We start from the raw sequence: 14,957 nt of genomic DNA, 5'->3' as shown, positions 1-14,957 counted from the left end.
GGGCTACTCCGCCTGCGGCCCGTCCAGCACGGCCATGGCCTCGCGGACGCGCTGGCTGCGGAAGTACTGCCCCAGAATCGCGAAGGTGCCCGCCACCACCACGGTGCCGAAGATGGCGCTCCCCACGCCCATCGCGCTGAGGATTTCGCGAGAGGCATCGACGGTGATGTCCGGTGGGAACTCGGGCATCTTGCTCATCGGCTCCGCCAGCGCCGCGAAGAGGCGCTGCTTGGCCACGGACATCTGCGCGCCGTCGATGGTGCGCAGCCCGGCGGCGATGATGGCCGCGCGGCTCAGGACCCGGCTCATGGCGTCACGGTGCAGGTTCTCCGGACGCAGCATGCGCGCCGCGGACACGCTGACAAAGGCGCAGGCAACGGCTAGCAAGCCGAGCAGCACCGCGCGCGGCTCCCGCATGGGCTCCAGCGCCGCGTAGTAGACCTCGAGAATCTTCGGGTCGAGTGCCGGGGCGCCGGGAATCCGAGGCAGCTCCTGCTCCATCCGGAGCGAGCGCGCTTCGTAGAAGTTCGCCATCTCGACGGCTTCCATCAGCGCTGCCCAGCCCGTGAAGATGGAGAGCACCAGGCCCACGATGGCGGCGAAGCGGATGCCGCCGGGCAGGCCCTTCCTACTGGAGTGCTTCACCGCTTGGTCGCCTCCACGTAGCGCAGGCGGAGGTCCGCGAGCAGCCCGTCGAAGAGCTTCTCTTCCTCGGCCGTCAGGTTGCCCCGCGTCTTCGCGCGCAGCATGGACAAGAGGTCCAGGTTCTGCCGGGCCAGCGGCAGGTCCTTCTCCGTCTGACCCGTTTCAGGATTGGGCGCACCTCCCAGGTGGATGAGCACCGCGGTGCCCAGCCCCACGATGAAGGTGCTGAAGGAAATCGACTCCTCGGACGCGGAGCGCGCTTCCCCCCGCATCACGAAGGTCTCGCCGCGCTTCTCGTCCCCGGAGCTCATGCGGAGACCGGCCCCTCGTCGTCGGAGGTCTCGTTCGAAGCGGTGGCGGCCTCGTCGTCGCTCCCGGCCTCGTCGGCCTCGGCGGCGTCACCATCCGTCGACTCGGCGGCGGCGGAGGTCTCGGCCTCATCGCTGTCGTCGGACGTATCGTCGCCCTCGTCCTCGTCCTCGAAGTCATCCTCTTCGTCGTCGAAGTCGTCGGCGTCGTCGAGCATGAGCGTCTCAACGGGGACGGACTTCTCCGCCACGTCGGGCAGGCCCTGGAGGTGGCGCTCGTACTCCGCCTCGTCGAGCTGGCCTGAGCGCACGTACCGCTCCGCGGTGCGCTTATCGAGGTACTTCGGGTCCGCCGAATCCGCCATGGTTCAAATCCTCAGAATTGCTTGGAAAACAGCGCGGCACCTTATAGCAGGGTGGCCATCTGTCAACGCCGCCGTCCCGCCTTCCAGAGCCGATGAACGCACCGTCCCGCCCGTACCTTCCCCGCGGTCCCTACCTGCTGTGCGACGACTCCGTCCTGCCGGAGATTTCACTGGTGGACAAGGCGGCTCGCCTGGTGGCCGGCGGGGCCCGGGTGGTGCAACTGCGCATGAAGCGCACCCCGGTCCGTGAGGCGCTGGCCGCCACGCGGCAGGTGGTGGCGCTGTGCCGCCGGGAAGGCGCGCTGTGCCTGGTGAACGACCGGGTGGACCTGGCGCTGTTGGCGGACGCGGACGGTGTGCACGTGGGTGACGAGGACGTGCCCGCCGAGGATGCGCGCGCGCTGCTGGGGCCTGGCCGTCTGGTGGGCGTCACGGTGCGAGACGTGGTGGGCGCGCGGGCGGCGCAAGCGGCGGGGGCGGACTATGTGGGGCTGGGGCCTGTCTTCCCCACGTCGACGAAGCAGGTGCCCGCGCCAGTGCTGGGTCTGGAGGCCTTCGCGTCCGTGGTGCGTGACAGCCCGCTGCCCGTGGTGGGCATTGGTGGGGTGGGGCTGGTGAACATCGCGAGCGTGGCGGCGGCCGGGGCGCACTGCGCGGCGGTGGTGTCCGACGCGCTGCTCGCCGCGGATATCACCGAGCGTGTGAGGCGGCTGGTGGCCGCGTTTGAACAGGGGCGCCCCGGGGCATAGCCTCGAAGCCAGGAGCTTCCATGAACAACCATTCGCGTCACCATGGGCCGGCGCCGCGCCGCCCCAACATCGGCATCACCCCGGACTGGAGTCCGGCCGGAGAGCAGCCCTTTGCCCGCTATGAGCTGAAGGTTCCGTACGCGGACGCCGTCCTCCGCGCGGGCGGGCTGCCCTTCGTGTTGCCGTATTCGGACGAGCCGGCCTGCGTGGAGTCCTATCTGGACCGCATCTCCGGGGTGCTCGTCACGGGCGGCGCGTTCGACATTCCTCCGTCGGCCTACGGCGAGGAGGCGCGCGAGGGCTTGGGGGCGCTGAAGGAAGGGCGTACGGCTTTCGAGGCGGCGCTCATGCGCGGCGCGCTCAAGCGCAACATGCCGGTGCTGGGCATCTGTGGCGGCATGCAACTGCTCAACGTCATCCTGGGGGGCACGCTGTACCAGGACATCGGCCGTGAGGTGGAGGGCGCTCGCGAGCACGAGCAGAAGCACGACCGCACGCACCCGCAGCACCCGGTGGACGTGAAGAGCGGCACGTTGCTGGCGGAGGCGGTGGGGTATGGCCAGTTGATGGTCAACTCCACCCACCACCAGTCGGTGCGCGGCGTAGGCAAGGACGTGACGATTACCGCGGTGGCGCCGGATGGCGTGGTGGAGGCCATCGAGTCCTCCGTGCACACCTTCGCCGTGGGCGTGCAGTGGCACCCTGAATACATGTCCACGACCATTCCGGTGCACGTGGGGCTCTACAAGGCGTTCGTGCAGAAGGCGCGCGAGCATCGCCGGTGAGTCCCCGCGTCCTCCTGCTGGCGGGGTTGGAGCCCACGGGACGGGCGGGGCTCTTGGCGGATGTCTCCGCGGTGCGCGCGCTGCGGGGCCAGCCGGTGGCGGTGCCCACCGCGCAGACGGCGCAGGGTGTCCGCACCTTCACCTGGACGGCCTCGCCGCCGCGCGTGCTGTCCGCGCAGGTGGCCGCCGCGCGCGAGCTGGGACCGGTGCACGCGGTGAAGTGCGGCATGGTGCCCTCGCGCGCGCAGCTCGACGCCGCGCAGCGGGCCCTGGAGGACACGGGCGCGTGGTGGGTGGTGGACCCGGTGGTGCGCACCTCTCGGGGCGAGCCACTGACGCGCCTGTCCGCACGGGCCTACCTGTCCCTGGCCGGGCCGCGCGTGGTGCTCACACCAAACCTGGATGAAGCGGGCTGGCTGCTGGGACGCCCCGTCGCGCGCACGGTGGAAGAGGCTGTCGAGGCAGCGGAGGCACTGGCACAGCACGGCTTTGGCGCGGTGCTGGTGAAGGGCGGGCACTTGCCGGACACGCAGGGGTTGGCGGACGTCCTGGCCACACCGGCCCGCGTGCGAGTGCTGGAGGGCAAGAGGCTGGCACGTGCCCCCGGACGCCGGGGCACCGGGTGCCGGCTGGCCTCCGCGCTGGCCACGGAGCTGGGACGGGGCCGCGCGCTGGAGACGGCGGTGCGTTCGGCCCGGGCGCTGGTGGTGCGCTACCTGCGGACCGGCGTGGAGTAGGGCGGGCCCGCTGCTCCCTGCGAACCGGCAGGGGCGGGTGCGAGGTGCACCGCGCCCGCGCGAACACGGAGGGCTGCTACTCGCTCCGAGACCGGCTCTCGAAGCGGGTGTACTCGGCCAGGAACACCAGGTCGATGGAGCCGATGGGGCCGTTACGCTGCTTGGCGACGATGAGCTCCACGGGGATGACGGTGTTCGACTGCTGCGCCGGCTGCCCGTCGGGGCCCGCTTCGTCAGATGTCTCACGGTGGATGAACATCACCACGTCGGCGTCCTGCTCGATGGAGCCGGACTCACGCAGGTCTGACAGCAGGGGCTTGCCGTCCTTGCGGTCCTCCACCTTTCGGCTGAGCTGACTGAGCGCGATGATGGGCACCTCCAGCTCCTTGGCGAGCTGCTTCAGCGCGCGGGAGATTTCGGCGACCTCCAACTGGCGGCTCTCCACCTTGCCCTTCTGATGCATGAGCTGGAGGTAGTCGATGACGATGAGCGACAGGCGCGGGTCGCGCTGCTTCACGCGGCGGGCCTTGGCGCGCAGGTCGAATGGGGACAGACCGCCGGAGTCGTCGATGTAGATGGGCGCGTTGTAGAGCGCGCCCGCCATCTCCTGGAACTTCTCCTCGTCGTGCGGCGTCAGCCGGCCGCCGCGCAGCTTCTTCATGTCCACGCGTGCGGTGGAGGCCAGCAGACGCATCAGCAGCTGGTCGGCGGGCATTTCGAGGCTGAAGATGCCGACGGCCTTGTTCTCCTTCAGCGCCGCGTGCACCGCGATGTTCATCGCGAAGGACGTCTTGCCGATGCCGGGACGCGCCGCGAGGATGATGAGCTCGCCGGCGTGCAGGCCGGTGAGCTGGTTGTCCAGGTCGATGTAGCCGGTGGACAGGCCCGTGATGCCCGTGGCCGCCGCCTTCATCTTGTCGAGCAGGTCGAGCGTATGCTCCATCAGCTCGCTGACCGGGCGCAGGTCGCCCTCGCGCTTCTTCTCCGCGAGGAGGAACACCTTGCGCTCGGCCTCGTCGAGCAGCACCTCCAGCTCGCCCGTCTCCTGGCTGGCGAGGTCCTGAATCTCCCTGCCCGCCTGGGCCAGGCGGCGGCGGATGGCCTGGTCCTTGACGATCTGCGCGTACTGGACCGCGTTGGACGCGATGGGCACCACCTGGTCCAGACGCATCAGGTAGGCCGGGCCGCCCACCGATACCAGGTGGCCCAACACCTTCAGCTCCTCGGCCAGCGTCAGGTGGTCCACCTGTCTCGACTGGCCGTCGAGCTTCAGCATCGCCTCGAAAATCTGGGCGTGTGCGGGGCTGGAGAAATCCTCTGGGTGGACGACCTCGCCTACCGCGGCGATGAGCGTGTTGTCCGCCAGCACGGCGCCCAGCACGGCGCGCTCCGCGGCGAGGTCCTCGTGGACCTTCCGACCCTCTCTGAACTCGTGGACGTTCTCCATGGCAGCCCGCCCACTCTACAGGCAGGGCTGACACAACCAAATTTGCTGCCACAGCCCTGTAGCAGAGCCGCTTACCCCTCCAGTCCCCACTTCTGGAGGAACGCTTCACGCCAGGTGCGGCTGAGTACGACGGAGCTCCCGTCCCTGAGGACGAGGATTCCATCCCCGTGGCTCCACGGCTCCAGGCGGGCCACCGCGTCCAGATTGACGATGTCGCCCCGGTGCACCCGGACGAAGCGTGAGGGGTCCAGCCGCTCCTCCAGGGCGCGGAGCGTCTGTCGTACCAGGTGCTCGCCCTGGCCCGTGTAGAGCCGCACGTACTTGTCCTCGGCTGACAGGCGCCAGACGTCCGCCAGCGGAAGGGGCACCCAGGCCTCGCCCATCTTCACCACCAGCCGCTCCAGCGGGCGGCCCGCGGGGGCCCGCCCAACCGCCGCCAGCAGGGACTGGAGCCGCGCGGTGTCCAGCAGCCCGCTGCGGAGCACCGCGTGTGCCTTGTCGAGCGCCCGGCCGAAGCGCTCCGCATCGTAGGGCTTCAGCAGGTAGTCCACCGCCTGCGCTTCATAGGCCGCCAGCGCGAAGGTGTCGTACGCGGTGGAGAAGATGACGGCCGGACAATGCTCCGCGCCCAGGGCCTCCAGCACCTCGAAGCCGGTGAGGCCCGGCATCTGCACATCGAGCACCAGCAGGTCCGGACGCAGGGCGCCCACCTGCCGCAGCGTCTGCGGGCCGTCCGTCGCCTCGCCCGCCAGCGCGAAGCGGGCGTCCTCCACTTCCAGTCGAGGCCGGCCTGGGGCGGAGAGGGTGTCATGGGCGTCGTCAGGCAGTATGCACTGGGGCGGCGGCGTGGATGGGCGCGGCCCGTTTCGAGCGAGCCGGCATCCCGAAGCACGCTCGCAGCCAGGGCACCCGGGCCACTCCTTCACACAGTCCCCAGGTAAGACCGAACGTCAGCGTGAGCACCGCCAGGAAGAGGCCCAAGGGGCGCACGGGCCAGTCCACGACCGCGAAGCCGACGACGACGATGACCGTCTGGTGGAGGATGTAAAACGGGTAGGCCCGCTCGCGCGCGTACCGGAGCCAGGGGCGGCGGACGTGGATGCAGGCCCGCGCCCACGCCAGGGCCGTGAGGATGAAGAGCCACTGCAGCGCCGTGCGGCCCAGCGTCTCCAGTGGGAAGGCGTACTCGTTCGGCGGCACCATGACGGCGAAGAGCAGGCCGCAGGAGCCCAGCAGCGCCTTGCGCCGGGTCACCAGGTGCTCCATGACGCGAGGACACCGGCCCAGCAGGTGTCCGCCGATGAAGAAGAGGCCGAAGTGGATGAAGGCTCGCGCGTCGTCGAGCAGCGCGTGCGTCTGGGGAAAGCGGCGCAGCAGCACCTCGTTGAGCGCGAGCGGCAGGAACAGCGACGCCACGTTCCAGCCCCGGCTCAGCCACGCCTCGGCGCGCTGGAGCCAGGCCTGGCCGCTCGCCGTGCGCAGCGCCGCGAAGAGGGGCAGCGCGAGCAGGCAGTAGACGAAGAGGTACGCGACGAACCACAGGTGGTGCCAGCTGAAGCTGCCGGCGGGGTAGGGCACGAAGCCGAACACGGACGGGTAGAAGTCCGCGTAGCTGCCCTGGAACGTCCCTCGCTGGAGCCGCTCCAGGTAGATTTGCGGCGGCACCACGACGAACATTCCGAAGACCAACGGGCCCAGGAGCCGCTTCGCGCGGTCCCCGGCGAAGGTGCCCAGCGAGCGCCGCCGCAGCGCGAACGCCGTGCCCAGGCCGGAGATGCACATCAGCAGCGGCATGCGGAGGTGATGCAGCACCTCCATGGGGGGCTCCAGCCACGGCAGGGCCTGGACGCTCTTCACGTGCCAGTCCCAGGTGTTGAACATCATCCCAGTGTGGAACAGGTGCAGCAGGAAGATGGCCACCACGCGGAGCCAGTCCAGGTCCGGGCGGTGCTCATCGGTGAGGTGCGGGATGGCGGTGGTGCTCATGCGCGAGCCTCCTTCCGCTCCGGGATACGCACCGCGCCTCGAGCGCTCCACGCATCTGTCGCCAGCCGGTTTCTCGGGGGTGTGAGCCGGACGGGCGGGGTGGGGCGCAAAGGAAAAGGCCGCCCGGGTTGCCCCGGACGGCCCTCTCTCACTTCAGTGAAGCCCGCGGAGGATTACTCCGGCAGGACCTCGAGCTTGATCTTCGCGATGACGTCGCGGTGCAGGCGCAGCTCCACCTCGTAGTTGCCCAGGGCCTTGATGGGCTCGGGCAGGTGGATGTGGCGGCGGTCGATGCTCTGACCCTCGGCGGCAACCGCCTCCGCGATGTCCAGCGCCGTGACGGAGCCGAACAGCTTGTCCTGATCGCCCACGCGGCGCTTGATGGCGACCTTGATGGCGCCAATCTTCTTCGCCTGCTCCTCGGCCGCGCCCTTCAGCTTGGCGTTCCGAGCGGCGATGACCGCCTTCTCGTGCTCCAACTGGCGGAGGTTCTGCTCGCTGGCCAGAACCGCCTTCTTGCGGGGCAGGAGGAAGTTGCGGCCGAAGCCGTCCTTCACGGTGACGAGTTCCCCGGACTTGCCCAGGTTCTCGATGTCCTCACGCAGAATGACCTTCATGTTCAGTCTCCTGTGCGGACCGGCGGACTAGCCGACCACCGCGTTGTAGGGGAGGAGCGCGATGCCACGGGCGCGCTTGATGGCCACCGCCACCTCGCGCTGGTGCTTGGCGCAGTTGCCGGAGATGCGGCGGGGGATGATCTTGCCGCGCTCGGTCACGAAGTACTTCAGCGTCGCCTGGTCCTTGAAGTCCACCGACGCGTTCTTCTCCGCGCAGAAGCGGCAGACCTTCTTGCGGCCGAAGCCGCGGCCACCACCGCGCTTGTCGTCGTCGCCGCCCAGCCCGCCGCCGCGGTCGCCGCGATCACCACCGCGGTCACCCCGGTCACCACCACGCGAACCACCACCGCCGAAGCCACCACCGCTGCGGGCGGGGGGGGCAGAGGCCGTCTTGCTATCCGTTCCGTTGCTCATGAGCGTTCTCGTATCCTGGAATGGTCTCTAGCGAATTGACCCAGAAGGCCCTCAGGCCTCCTCGGACGACTCCTCCTCGGAGTCGCCGCCCTGCTCCTCGGAACCCTCGGAGCGGAAGCCACCCTCGCGCTCCGCGGGAGCGCCCGGACGGGTCTCCTCCACGTCGCCGGCCAGCTTCACGTCCTCGAGCACCGGACGCGTCTCGGGGTCCACCTCGTCCGCGATCTTCACGGAGATGTAGCGGGTGACCTCGTCCAGGTTGCGGAGGTTGCGCTCGATTTCCGCCACCAGCTTCGCGCCACCCAGGAAGTGGGTGTGCACGTAGATGGCGCGGGGCTGCTTCGCCACGGGGAACAGGGTCTTCTTCTTGCCCCACACCGTGAAGCGGATGACCTTGCCACCCTCACGGGAAACGATGCCGCGGACGCGCTCCTTGAGCTTGTCCACGTTGTCGTCCGTCAGGTCCGGCTTGACCAGGAAGATGGTCTCGTACTCACGAAGCCGCGTCGCGGCCTGCGTCTCAGCCATTGTTTTCTCTCCCCTTGGGGTCGAGTGCCCTCCGGTGAATCCAGAGAGCGGGGAAACGGCCAGCGGACCTGAGAGGCCCACCGCCGGGGACGGGAAACCGCGCGCCCGTCACCCTCGCGCTACGTCCCGTGTACCAACACGGGAAGCTGGAAAAGAACATCCCACCGGGTCATCCCCGATGAGGGAAGGGGCCTTCTATGGGGGCCCCCCCGCCAAGTCAAGCGGCCGGGCGCCCCGTCCGCCAGCCCCTGGGGGGGCCTGGGGGCCCGCCTCAGGCCTTCCGGTTGAACCGGTTCATGGCCACTGACAGCCCTTCGCGAATCCACAGCTCCGTCATGTCCATGGCCCGGTCGATGAGCGCATCCATCTCCCGGCGCTCGCCGTCGTCGAAATTGGACAGGACGTAGCCGGACACGCGCTCGCGGGCGTTGGGGCCCTCCGGCTTGCCAATGCCGAAGCGCAGGCGGATGAAGCCCTCGTCGCCCAGGCTGGAGACGATGCTCTTGAGGCCGTTGTGGCCGCCGCTGCCGCCGCCGGCCTTGAGCTGCAGGCGGCCCAGGGGCAGGTCCAGCTCATCATGAATGACGAGCACGTCCTCGACCGGCACCTTGAAGAAGCGCGCCGCCTCCGCGACGGAGCGGCCCGACAGGTTCATGAACGTCTGGGGCTCCACGAAGAGGACGCGCTCGCCCGCCAGGGTGCCCTGGCCGACCTTGGCCGCGAACTTCTCCTGGTTCAGCTCCGCGCGCGCCCGCGACAGCAGCGCCTCCACCACCATGAACCCGATGTTGTGCCGGTGCCGCTCGTACTCGCGCCCCGGATTGCCCAGCCCGACGATGAGCTTCATGACGTGGCTCCCGAAACGAGAAACGGGGCCAGCCCCTTACCGGGCCGGCCCCGCTCCAGAAGGACCGCTGAAGGCGACAGACTACTTCTTCGCCGGGGCCTTCGCGTCCTTGGCGGGAGCCGCCTTCGCGTCCTTGGCCGGAGCCGCCGCGGCAGCCGCCGCGCCCGGACCCGCCTCCACAGCCTCCGGCGCGCTGATGACGGCCAGGGTGTAGTTGACGTTCGTCTTCACCGACACGCCCTCGGGCAGCTTCAGATCGTTGATGTGGAGCACCTCAGCGATCTTCATCGGCGTCACGTCCACTTCGAGCTTCTCGGGGATGGCGCCCGGAAGCGACCAGACCTCAATCTCACGGCGGGCCTGGGTCAGCAGACCGCCGTCCGCCACACCCTGCGCGCGGCCGGAGAGCACCAGCGGCACGTTGACCTTCACCTTGTCGGTGGGGCGCACGTCCAGGAAGTCGGCGTGCAGGATGGCGCGGGTGACGGGGTCCATCTGGTAGTCCTTCAGGAGCACCTGGCGGTCACCGCCCTCCACCTTGATCTGGATCAGGGTGTTGAACTTGTGCGGGGTGTTGATGGCCTGGCGGACCGCCTTGGGGTTCACGGAGATGTGTACCGGCTTCTCCAGGTGCTTTCCGTAGACGACGGCGGGAATCAGACCCTCGGCGCGCAGGCGGCGGGCAACGCCCTTGCCGGAACCCTCACGCGGCTTGGCCTCGAGGGTGCTCGTATTGACGGACATGGAATCCTCACGGATGGGACTGCGGGTGCCACCGGCGGCCCTGGCGCCCTCGGCATCCCGCCCCAGTGGCGGGCCCCGAAGACGGCGCCTGTGAAGGCCTCCGATGGAGGGTGGTGCACATGCCAGCCGGAGGGCCTGGAGTCAAGCCGCCCGGCAGGCAAGCGCGCGCCGGCTCAGACGAACAGCGAGCTGAGCGAGTCCGCGCGGTGGATGCGGGCAATGGCCTCGCCAAAGAGGCGCTCGGTGGTGAGCAGGCGGATCTTCGAGCAGGCCTGCGCCGCCGGAGACAGCGGCACGGTGTCCGTGAAGACGACCTCTTCCAGCACCGAGTCCTGGATGCGCTGGATGGCCGGGCCGGAGAGGATGGGGTGGACCGCGTACGCCACCACGCGCCGTGCGCCCTTGGCCTTCAGCGCGGCGGCCGCCTGGGCGAGCGTGCCGGCGGTGTCCACCATGTCGTCCACCAGCACGGCGTCCTTGCCGCTCACGTCGCCGATGAGGTTCATCACCTCCGACGCGTTGGGGCGGGGACGGCGCTTGTCGATGATGGCCAGGCCCGTGTTCAGCCGCTTGGAGTACGCGCGGGCGCGCTCCACGCCGCCGGCGTCCGGCGAGACGATGACCAGCTCCTGCGACTCCGGGAAGCGCTTGCGCAGGTCTTCCAGGAACACCGGCGAGCCGTAGAGGTGGTCCGAGGGGATGTTGAAGAAGCCCTGGATCTGCCCCGCGTGCATGTCCATGGACACCACGCGCCCGGCGCCCGCGGACTCCAGCAGGTCCGCGATGAGCTTCGCGGTGATGGGTGTACGCGGCGCCACCTTCCGGTCCTGACGGGCGTACCCGTAGTACGGAATGACGGCGGTGATGGAGCCGGCGCTCGCTCGCTTGAGCGCGTCACACATGATGAGCAACTCCATCAGGTGATCGTTCGCAGGCGGGCAGGTCGACTGGAGGATGAAGACGTCGTGGCCGCGGACGTTCTCGCCGATCTCGACGTGAATCTCCCCGTCAGAGAACCGACCGACCTCCGCCTTGCCTAGAGGGCGCTTGAGGTACTCGCAGATGCGATGCGCCAGGCCGGGATTCGAGTTCCCGGCGAACACCTTGAAGTCACGCGGCTGCATGGTGGGGCCGCTGACTAACCTGGACGCGGACGGAAGGAAAGAAGTCGTTAGTCGAGGTCCGCTGGCGCTGCGACGAGCATCCCGGCTTGCGCCTGATGGAGGTGTCGCTCGTACTCCATCAGGATGACGCGTTCCATTTGACTCCGCGTATCCGCGTTGAGCGGGTGGGCAATGTCCTTGTACGTCCCATCCTTCCGCTTCTTGGCTGGCATCGCGATGAAGAGCCCGGTCGAGCCGTGAATGACCTTCAAATCGCGAATGACGAAGCAGTGGTCCAAGGTGATGGTGACGTACGCCTTGAGCTTGTCCTCTTCGACCGGAAACACCCGGACGTCGGTGATGTTCATGGTCCCCCCCCGAACCCGAAAGGTCGGAGCTGAAGGGAAGCCTGGGACATACCGGGTGCCAAATGCAAGCGCGGGCGCGAGAGAGATTTGCGCCACTGTTCAATGCACCCACAGTCGGCCGCTGCGAGTGGAGGCTAGGTCAGCATTTGCGGCCAGTGCATGACCAGGTGGGTCAGGAACGCGAGGTGGTAGACCACGATGACGGCATACACGGCGGCGCCCAGCCGGATGGCGATGCGGCTGGCCTTGAGGTGCCGGTGGATGCACAGCAGCCACAGGCCCGCGTTCACGATGACCAGCTTGGAGAACATGAAGAAGAGCGGGGACTGCTCATAGGCCTCCCGCATGATGGGGTTGAGCTCTTCGGCCACGCCCAGTTGGAGGAAGAAGAGGGTGAACAGCCCGTCCAGCAGGTTCAGCATCAACAACGCGACGGACGCCGGTGACAGGTAGAAAGAAGCCCTGTTGCCCCACGCCCCACCCCGCATCTGTCCGATCGTCGCCGCCACGCCCATCCCCCTTCGCCAGTCCGTAGCCAATGCTCTTCAAGAGCCTTGCCAACGCCCGCGGGGCCCGGTGACGAGCAGGCGAGGAAGCGGGCGACATCCGGGGACGATTCGGCTATGGGACGGGCGTGGCGGGAAGTTGACTCCCCTGGGGTCGTGGCAGACTATCCGCGCCCTTTCCGCCCCCGGCCCGTGAGCGTTCCTTGCACCAATTCCCCAAAGATATCGGGTGGATAGAGGTCATCTGCGGTTCGATGTTCTCCGGCAAGACGGAGGAGCTGATCCGCCGCGTCCAGCGCGCCGTCTACGGCAAGCAGAAGGTGCAGGTCTTCAAGCCGCGCATCGACAACCGCTACGACGAATCCGCGGTGGTGAGCCACTCGCAGCACAAGGTGATGTCCACCGCCATCGAGCGGGCTGAAGAGATTTTTTACAGGCTCGCGCCCGACACCCAGGTGGTGGGTATCGACGAGGTGCAGTTCTTCGGTTCAGAAGTCGTCGCCGTGGTGGAGGCGCTGGCCAACAAGGGCCTGCGCGTCATCTGCGCGGGACTGGACCAGGACTACCAGGGGCGCCCCTTCGAACCGATGCCCCAGTTGATGGCGGTGTCGGAGTACGTGACGAAGGAGCTGGCCATCTGCGTGGTGTGTGGGAATCCGGCCAACCGCTCCCAGCGCATCGTGTCCAGTGGTGAGCGGGTGGTGGTGGGCGCGGCGGGCGCGTACGAGCCGCGCTGCCGCAAGTGTCACGTGGCGGAACCGGCGGAGGGCACGCCGCCGCAGACGTTGGAACTGTTCGACTGAGCGGGAGCTGAACGGATGCGCGACACCCTGTACTCCAACGTTCCCTTCAAGCTGAACGAGATGCCCCACCACTATGGGCCTCACGTCCACCTGGTGGGAAATCCCTTTCTCCTGACCCAGCTGGCCACGCTGTGTTCGAAGGGCGTCATCCAGCCGCAGATCAACCGCCTGGTGGAGACGCTGTACGTCGACCTGGTGAAGACGGTGCTCAACGCGGAGTTCCCGCGGAAGAACGTCAGCCTGCCCACTCGGATGATCGACTCCACCCCGCAGGGGCTCTACCAGGGCGAGGTCATCGACCCGCAGGTGCGGGTGGTGACGGTGAACATCGCCCGGGCGGGCACGTTGCCGTCGCAGGTGACGTACGACCTGATGAACGCCACGCTGGACCCGACGGTGGTGCGCCAGGACCACATCATCATGAGCCGCATGATTGACGCCGCGGAGGCGGTGGTGGGCTCGGAGATTGGCGGCGCGAAGATTGGCGGCGACGTGGACGACGCCTTCGTCCTGTTCCCCGACCCCATGGGGGCCACGGGGGGCAGCCTGTCCACGGCGATTTCGCTCTACAAGAACAAGGTGCCCGGGACGCCCCGGCGCATCATCACCCTGAACCTCATCGTCACGCCGGAGTACCTGCGGAAGATGACCACGGACCATCCGGACGTCATCATCTACGCGCTCCGGTTGGACCGGGGCCTGTCCCCGCCGGAGGTGTTCGGCACCGAGCCGGGCGCGCTCTGGGAGAAGGAGCGGGGCCTGGATGACCGGCAGTACATCGTCCCCGGAGGCGGCGGCTTCGGGGAGATCATGAACAACGCGTACGTGTAGCGGAGGAATCCTTGGCGTTCTACGAGCAGGAAGTCGGTGTCCTGATTTCCGAGGACAAGTTGCAGGCGCGCGTGCGCGAGCTCGCGGCGGAGATTACGCGCGACTACGCGGGCAAGGACCTGACGCTCATCTGCGTGTTGAAGGGCTCGGCGTTCTTCGCCATTGACCTGGCGAAGTACATCGACCTGCCGGTGAAGTTGGAATTCCTGGGCGTCTCCAGCTACCAGGGCGGCACGGAGTCCACAGGCGAGGTGCGCATCACCACCGACGTCAGCAAGCCGATGGCTGGCAAGCACCTGCTCATCATCGAGGACATCATCGACACCGGGCTCACCATGCAGTTCCTGCTGGAGAACCTGCGCGCCCGGCACCCCGCGTCGCTGAAGGTGTGCACGCTGCTGGAGAAGCCCTCGCGCGCCCGGACGAAGGTGGACATCGACTACAAGGGCTTCGTCATCGATGACCTCTTCGTCGTGGGCTACGGGCTCGACTTCGGCGAGGTGTACCGGAACATCCCCTTCATCGGGGTGATGAAGAACAAGTAGTGCCTTGCTGGTGCGGGCGCCGCCCACTGCGCGCGGCGCCGCACCCAGGTCACGACGTCTGGCTAGAGCGGGCAGACCGTTCCGCTGGGCGTCGGGCAGCGGCGCTCCACGCCGTCGCACCGGATGGAGCAGCTCGTCCACTCCATGCAGACCTGCGTCTGCGTCGGGCACCGGAGGATGGTGCTGCTTCCCGGGCAGTGGAGCGTGAAGTCGGCGCACGGACCGGGCGGCGGAGGCTGCTGGCAGTAGGTGTACTGGCCATCACAGACGACGTAGTTGCTCGCGGACGAGCAGGAGTTGCCCGTACAGCTGATGGACGGGCCTCCCGTGGCTGAACAGCTGTTGGTGCAGGTGTGGAGCTCCGCGGTGCTCTGGCCCAGCTCCTCGGCGGCCTCGCCGGGCGCCGGCGCGTCCACGGGGCCACACGCGGCCATCAGCAGCATCGTCGTCACGGCGAACAGCAGCGTTGCAGCCTTCATGACAAGTCCTTTCCAGGTGGGGACGGCCTATCCAGGCTGTCTGCCCTAAACCTGAAAGTCAAAGAGGGTCTGGCTTTGCGCATCAAGGGAGGCGGAGGGCCTTGGGCCGCGCACAGGGGCCGCTCAGCGGCCATGACGCGGTGCTTCGCG

Annotated in this window: 21 protein-coding genes; 6 read left to right on the top strand and 15 right to left on the bottom strand. The window is 68.2% G+C overall.

Annotated features, from left to right (window positions below; genetic code table 11):
* Positions 1-3: 3 nt before the first annotated feature.
* From FL344_RS03975 to FL344_RS03965, 3 genes are read right to left on the bottom strand one after another with little or no spacing between them, the layout of a single operon-like run.
* A complete protein-coding gene (locus FL344_RS03975; protein WP_141617581.1) occupies positions 4-645 on the bottom strand; it encodes a hypothetical protein in 642 nt (213 codons plus the stop codon).
* Positions 642-956: a DUF1844 domain-containing protein gene (locus tag FL344_RS03970; RefSeq protein ID WP_011555063.1), complete on the bottom strand. Its 315-nt coding sequence runs from the start codon at positions 954-956 to the stop codon at positions 642-644. Before FL344_RS03970 ends, FL344_RS03975 begins: the two co-directional genes overlap by 4 nt.
* Positions 953-1,318 carry an RNA polymerase subunit sigma gene (locus tag FL344_RS03965; RefSeq protein WP_141617580.1) on the bottom strand — a complete coding sequence of 122 codons (366 nt, stop codon included), beginning with the start codon at positions 1,316-1,318 and terminating at the stop codon, positions 953-955. The genes FL344_RS03970 and FL344_RS03965 overlap by 4 nt, the downstream gene beginning before the upstream one ends.
* A gap of 92 nt (positions 1,319-1,410) precedes the next feature.
* On the opposite strand from FL344_RS03965, the gene thiE reads away from it, so the two are divergent.
* The 3 genes from thiE to FL344_RS03950 are packed head-to-tail and all read left to right on the top strand — an operon-like array spanning position 1,411 to position 3,589.
* Positions 1,411-2,067: a thiamine phosphate synthase gene (gene thiE / locus FL344_RS03960; protein ID WP_141590238.1), complete on the top strand. Its 657-nt coding sequence runs from the start codon at positions 1,411-1,413 to the stop codon at positions 2,065-2,067.
* 20 nt (positions 2,068-2,087) lie between these two features.
* Positions 2,088-2,852, top strand: coding sequence for a gamma-glutamyl-gamma-aminobutyrate hydrolase family protein (locus FL344_RS03955; RefSeq protein ID WP_141617579.1), 765 nt, complete (start codon positions 2,088-2,090; stop codon positions 2,850-2,852).
* Entirely contained in the window at positions 2,849-3,589 is a 741-nt protein-coding gene (locus FL344_RS03950) for a bifunctional hydroxymethylpyrimidine kinase/phosphomethylpyrimidine kinase (protein ID WP_141617578.1), read from the top strand. Before FL344_RS03955 ends, FL344_RS03950 begins: the two co-directional genes overlap by 4 nt.
* A 76-nt stretch (positions 3,590-3,665) precedes the next feature.
* On the opposite strand, the gene dnaB is transcribed toward FL344_RS03950, so the two are convergent.
* From dnaB to FL344_RS03895, 11 genes are all read right to left on the bottom strand, one after another.
* The gene (gene dnaB / locus FL344_RS03945) at positions 3,666-5,036 is read right to left on the bottom strand and encodes a replicative DNA helicase (protein ID WP_141590240.1); all 1,371 of its coding nucleotides are present in this window, start codon (positions 5,034-5,036) and stop codon (positions 3,666-3,668) included.
* 71 nt (positions 5,037-5,107) lie between these two features.
* Entirely contained in the window at positions 5,108-5,809 is a 702-nt protein-coding gene (locus FL344_RS03940; protein WP_228564766.1) for a LytTR family DNA-binding domain-containing protein, read from the bottom strand.
* A gap of 46 nt (positions 5,810-5,855) precedes the next feature.
* Entirely contained in the window at positions 5,856-7,022 is a 1,167-nt protein-coding gene (locus FL344_RS03935; RefSeq protein WP_141617577.1) for an acyltransferase, read from the bottom strand.
* A gap of 173 nt (positions 7,023-7,195) precedes the next feature.
* Positions 7,196-7,639 carry a 50S ribosomal protein L9 gene (rplI, locus tag FL344_RS03930; protein ID WP_141590242.1) on the bottom strand — a complete coding sequence of 148 codons (444 nt, stop codon included), beginning with the start codon at positions 7,637-7,639 and terminating at the stop codon, positions 7,196-7,198.
* Positions 7,640-7,666: 27 nt separating this feature from the next.
* Positions 7,667-8,053: a 30S ribosomal protein S18 gene (rpsR, locus tag FL344_RS03925; protein ID WP_141590243.1), complete on the bottom strand. Its 387-nt coding sequence runs from the start codon at positions 8,051-8,053 to the stop codon at positions 7,667-7,669.
* Positions 8,054-8,104: 51 nt separating this feature from the next.
* On the bottom strand, positions 8,105-8,581 hold the full coding sequence (rpsF, locus tag FL344_RS03920) for a 30S ribosomal protein S6 (RefSeq protein ID WP_090491551.1): 477 nt from the start codon (positions 8,579-8,581) through the stop codon (positions 8,105-8,107).
* 271 nt (positions 8,582-8,852) lie between these two features.
* A complete protein-coding gene (gene pth / locus FL344_RS03915) occupies positions 8,853-9,428 on the bottom strand; it encodes an aminoacyl-tRNA hydrolase (RefSeq protein WP_141590244.1) in 576 nt (191 codons plus the stop codon).
* A gap of 81 nt (positions 9,429-9,509) precedes the next feature.
* On the bottom strand, positions 9,510-10,172 hold the full coding sequence (locus FL344_RS03910; protein ID WP_141590245.1) for a 50S ribosomal protein L25/general stress protein Ctc: 663 nt from the start codon (positions 10,170-10,172) through the stop codon (positions 9,510-9,512).
* Between the two features lie 173 nt (positions 10,173-10,345).
* A complete protein-coding gene (locus FL344_RS03905; protein ID WP_011555049.1) occupies positions 10,346-11,296 on the bottom strand; it encodes a ribose-phosphate pyrophosphokinase in 951 nt (316 codons plus the stop codon).
* Between the two features lie 47 nt (positions 11,297-11,343).
* Complete coding sequence (gene spoVG, locus FL344_RS03900; RefSeq protein ID WP_002634160.1) at positions 11,344-11,643, bottom strand: septation regulator SpoVG; 300 nt, start codon at positions 11,641-11,643, stop codon at positions 11,344-11,346.
* Positions 11,644-11,777: 134 nt separating this feature from the next.
* The gene (locus FL344_RS03895) at positions 11,778-12,158 is read right to left on the bottom strand and encodes a DUF5658 family protein (RefSeq protein ID WP_171452260.1); all 381 of its coding nucleotides are present in this window, start codon (positions 12,156-12,158) and stop codon (positions 11,778-11,780) included.
* 194 nt (positions 12,159-12,352) lie between these two features.
* Between FL344_RS03895 and FL344_RS03890 the strand changes: the two genes are divergently transcribed.
* Genes FL344_RS03890 through hpt form a run of 3 tightly spaced genes read left to right on the top strand, consistent with a single transcriptional unit; the run spans position 12,353 to position 14,328 of the window.
* Positions 12,353-12,952, top strand: coding sequence for a thymidine kinase (locus tag FL344_RS03890; RefSeq protein WP_141590246.1), 600 nt, complete (start codon positions 12,353-12,355; stop codon positions 12,950-12,952).
* Positions 12,953-12,967: 15 nt separating this feature from the next.
* Positions 12,968-13,783: a uracil phosphoribosyltransferase gene (locus FL344_RS03885; protein WP_011555046.1), complete on the top strand. Its 816-nt coding sequence runs from the start codon at positions 12,968-12,970 to the stop codon at positions 13,781-13,783.
* 11 nt (positions 13,784-13,794) lie between these two features.
* Entirely contained in the window at positions 13,795-14,328 is a 534-nt protein-coding gene (gene hpt, locus FL344_RS03880; protein WP_011555045.1) for a hypoxanthine phosphoribosyltransferase, read from the top strand.
* A 62-nt stretch (positions 14,329-14,390) separates the two neighbouring features.
* Here hpt and FL344_RS03875 read toward each other — a convergent pair whose 3' ends face one another.
* Entirely contained in the window at positions 14,391-14,807 is a 417-nt protein-coding gene (locus tag FL344_RS03875) for a hypothetical protein (protein WP_141617576.1), read from the bottom strand.
* Positions 14,808-14,957: the final 150 nt, after the last annotated feature.

It is taken from the genome of Myxococcus sp. AB036A (assembly GCF_006547355.1).
Lineage (GTDB): Bacteria > Myxococcota > Myxococcia > Myxococcales > Myxococcaceae > Myxococcus > Myxococcus virescens.
Note: the sequence above shows the minus strand (reverse complement) of the source record. Positions and strands in the feature narration are given on the sequence as shown.

Excerpts from the sequence above, each read along its gene's own strand:
- FL344_RS03970 (WP_011555063.1), bottom strand. The coding sequence starts at position 956 with ATGAGCTCCGGGGACGAGAAGCGCGGCGAGACCTTCGTGATGCGGGGG.
- FL344_RS03965 (WP_141617580.1), bottom strand. The coding sequence starts at position 1,318 with ATGGCGGATTCGGCGGACCCGAAGTACCTCGATAAGCGCACCGCGGAG.
- thiE (WP_141590238.1), top strand. The coding sequence starts at position 1,411 with ATGAACGCACCGTCCCGCCCGTACCTTCCCCGCGGTCCCTACCTGCTG.
- FL344_RS03955 (WP_141617579.1), top strand. The coding sequence starts at position 2,088 with ATGAACAACCATTCGCGTCACCATGGGCCGGCGCCGCGCCGCCCCAAC.
- dnaB (WP_141590240.1), bottom strand. The coding sequence starts at position 5,036 with ATGGAGAACGTCCACGAGTTCAGAGAGGGTCGGAAGGTCCACGAGGAC.
- FL344_RS03935 (WP_141617577.1), bottom strand. The coding sequence starts at position 7,022 with ATGAGCACCACCGCCATCCCGCACCTCACCGATGAGCACCGCCCGGAC.
- rplI (WP_141590242.1), bottom strand. The coding sequence starts at position 7,639 with ATGAAGGTCATTCTGCGTGAGGACATCGAGAACCTGGGCAAGTCCGGG.
- rpsR (WP_141590243.1), bottom strand. The coding sequence starts at position 8,053 with ATGAGCAACGGAACGGATAGCAAGACGGCCTCTGCCCCCCCCGCCCGC.
- rpsF (WP_090491551.1), bottom strand. The coding sequence starts at position 8,581 with ATGGCTGAGACGCAGGCCGCGACGCGGCTTCGTGAGTACGAGACCATC.
- pth (WP_141590244.1), bottom strand. The coding sequence starts at position 9,428 with ATGAAGCTCATCGTCGGGCTGGGCAATCCGGGGCGCGAGTACGAGCGG.
- FL344_RS03910 (WP_141590245.1), bottom strand. The coding sequence starts at position 10,172 with ATGTCCGTCAATACGAGCACCCTCGAGGCCAAGCCGCGTGAGGGTTCC.
- FL344_RS03905 (WP_011555049.1), bottom strand. The coding sequence starts at position 11,296 with ATGCAGCCGCGTGACTTCAAGGTGTTCGCCGGGAACTCGAATCCCGGC.
- spoVG (WP_002634160.1), bottom strand. The coding sequence starts at position 11,643 with ATGAACATCACCGACGTCCGGGTGTTTCCGGTCGAAGAGGACAAGCTC.
- FL344_RS03895 (WP_171452260.1), bottom strand. The coding sequence starts at position 12,158 with ATGGGCGTGGCGGCGACGATCGGACAGATGCGGGGTGGGGCGTGGGGC.
- FL344_RS03885 (WP_011555046.1), top strand. The coding sequence starts at position 12,968 with ATGCGCGACACCCTGTACTCCAACGTTCCCTTCAAGCTGAACGAGATG.
- FL344_RS03875 (WP_141617576.1), bottom strand. The coding sequence starts at position 14,807 with ATGAAGGCTGCAACGCTGCTGTTCGCCGTGACGACGATGCTGCTGATG.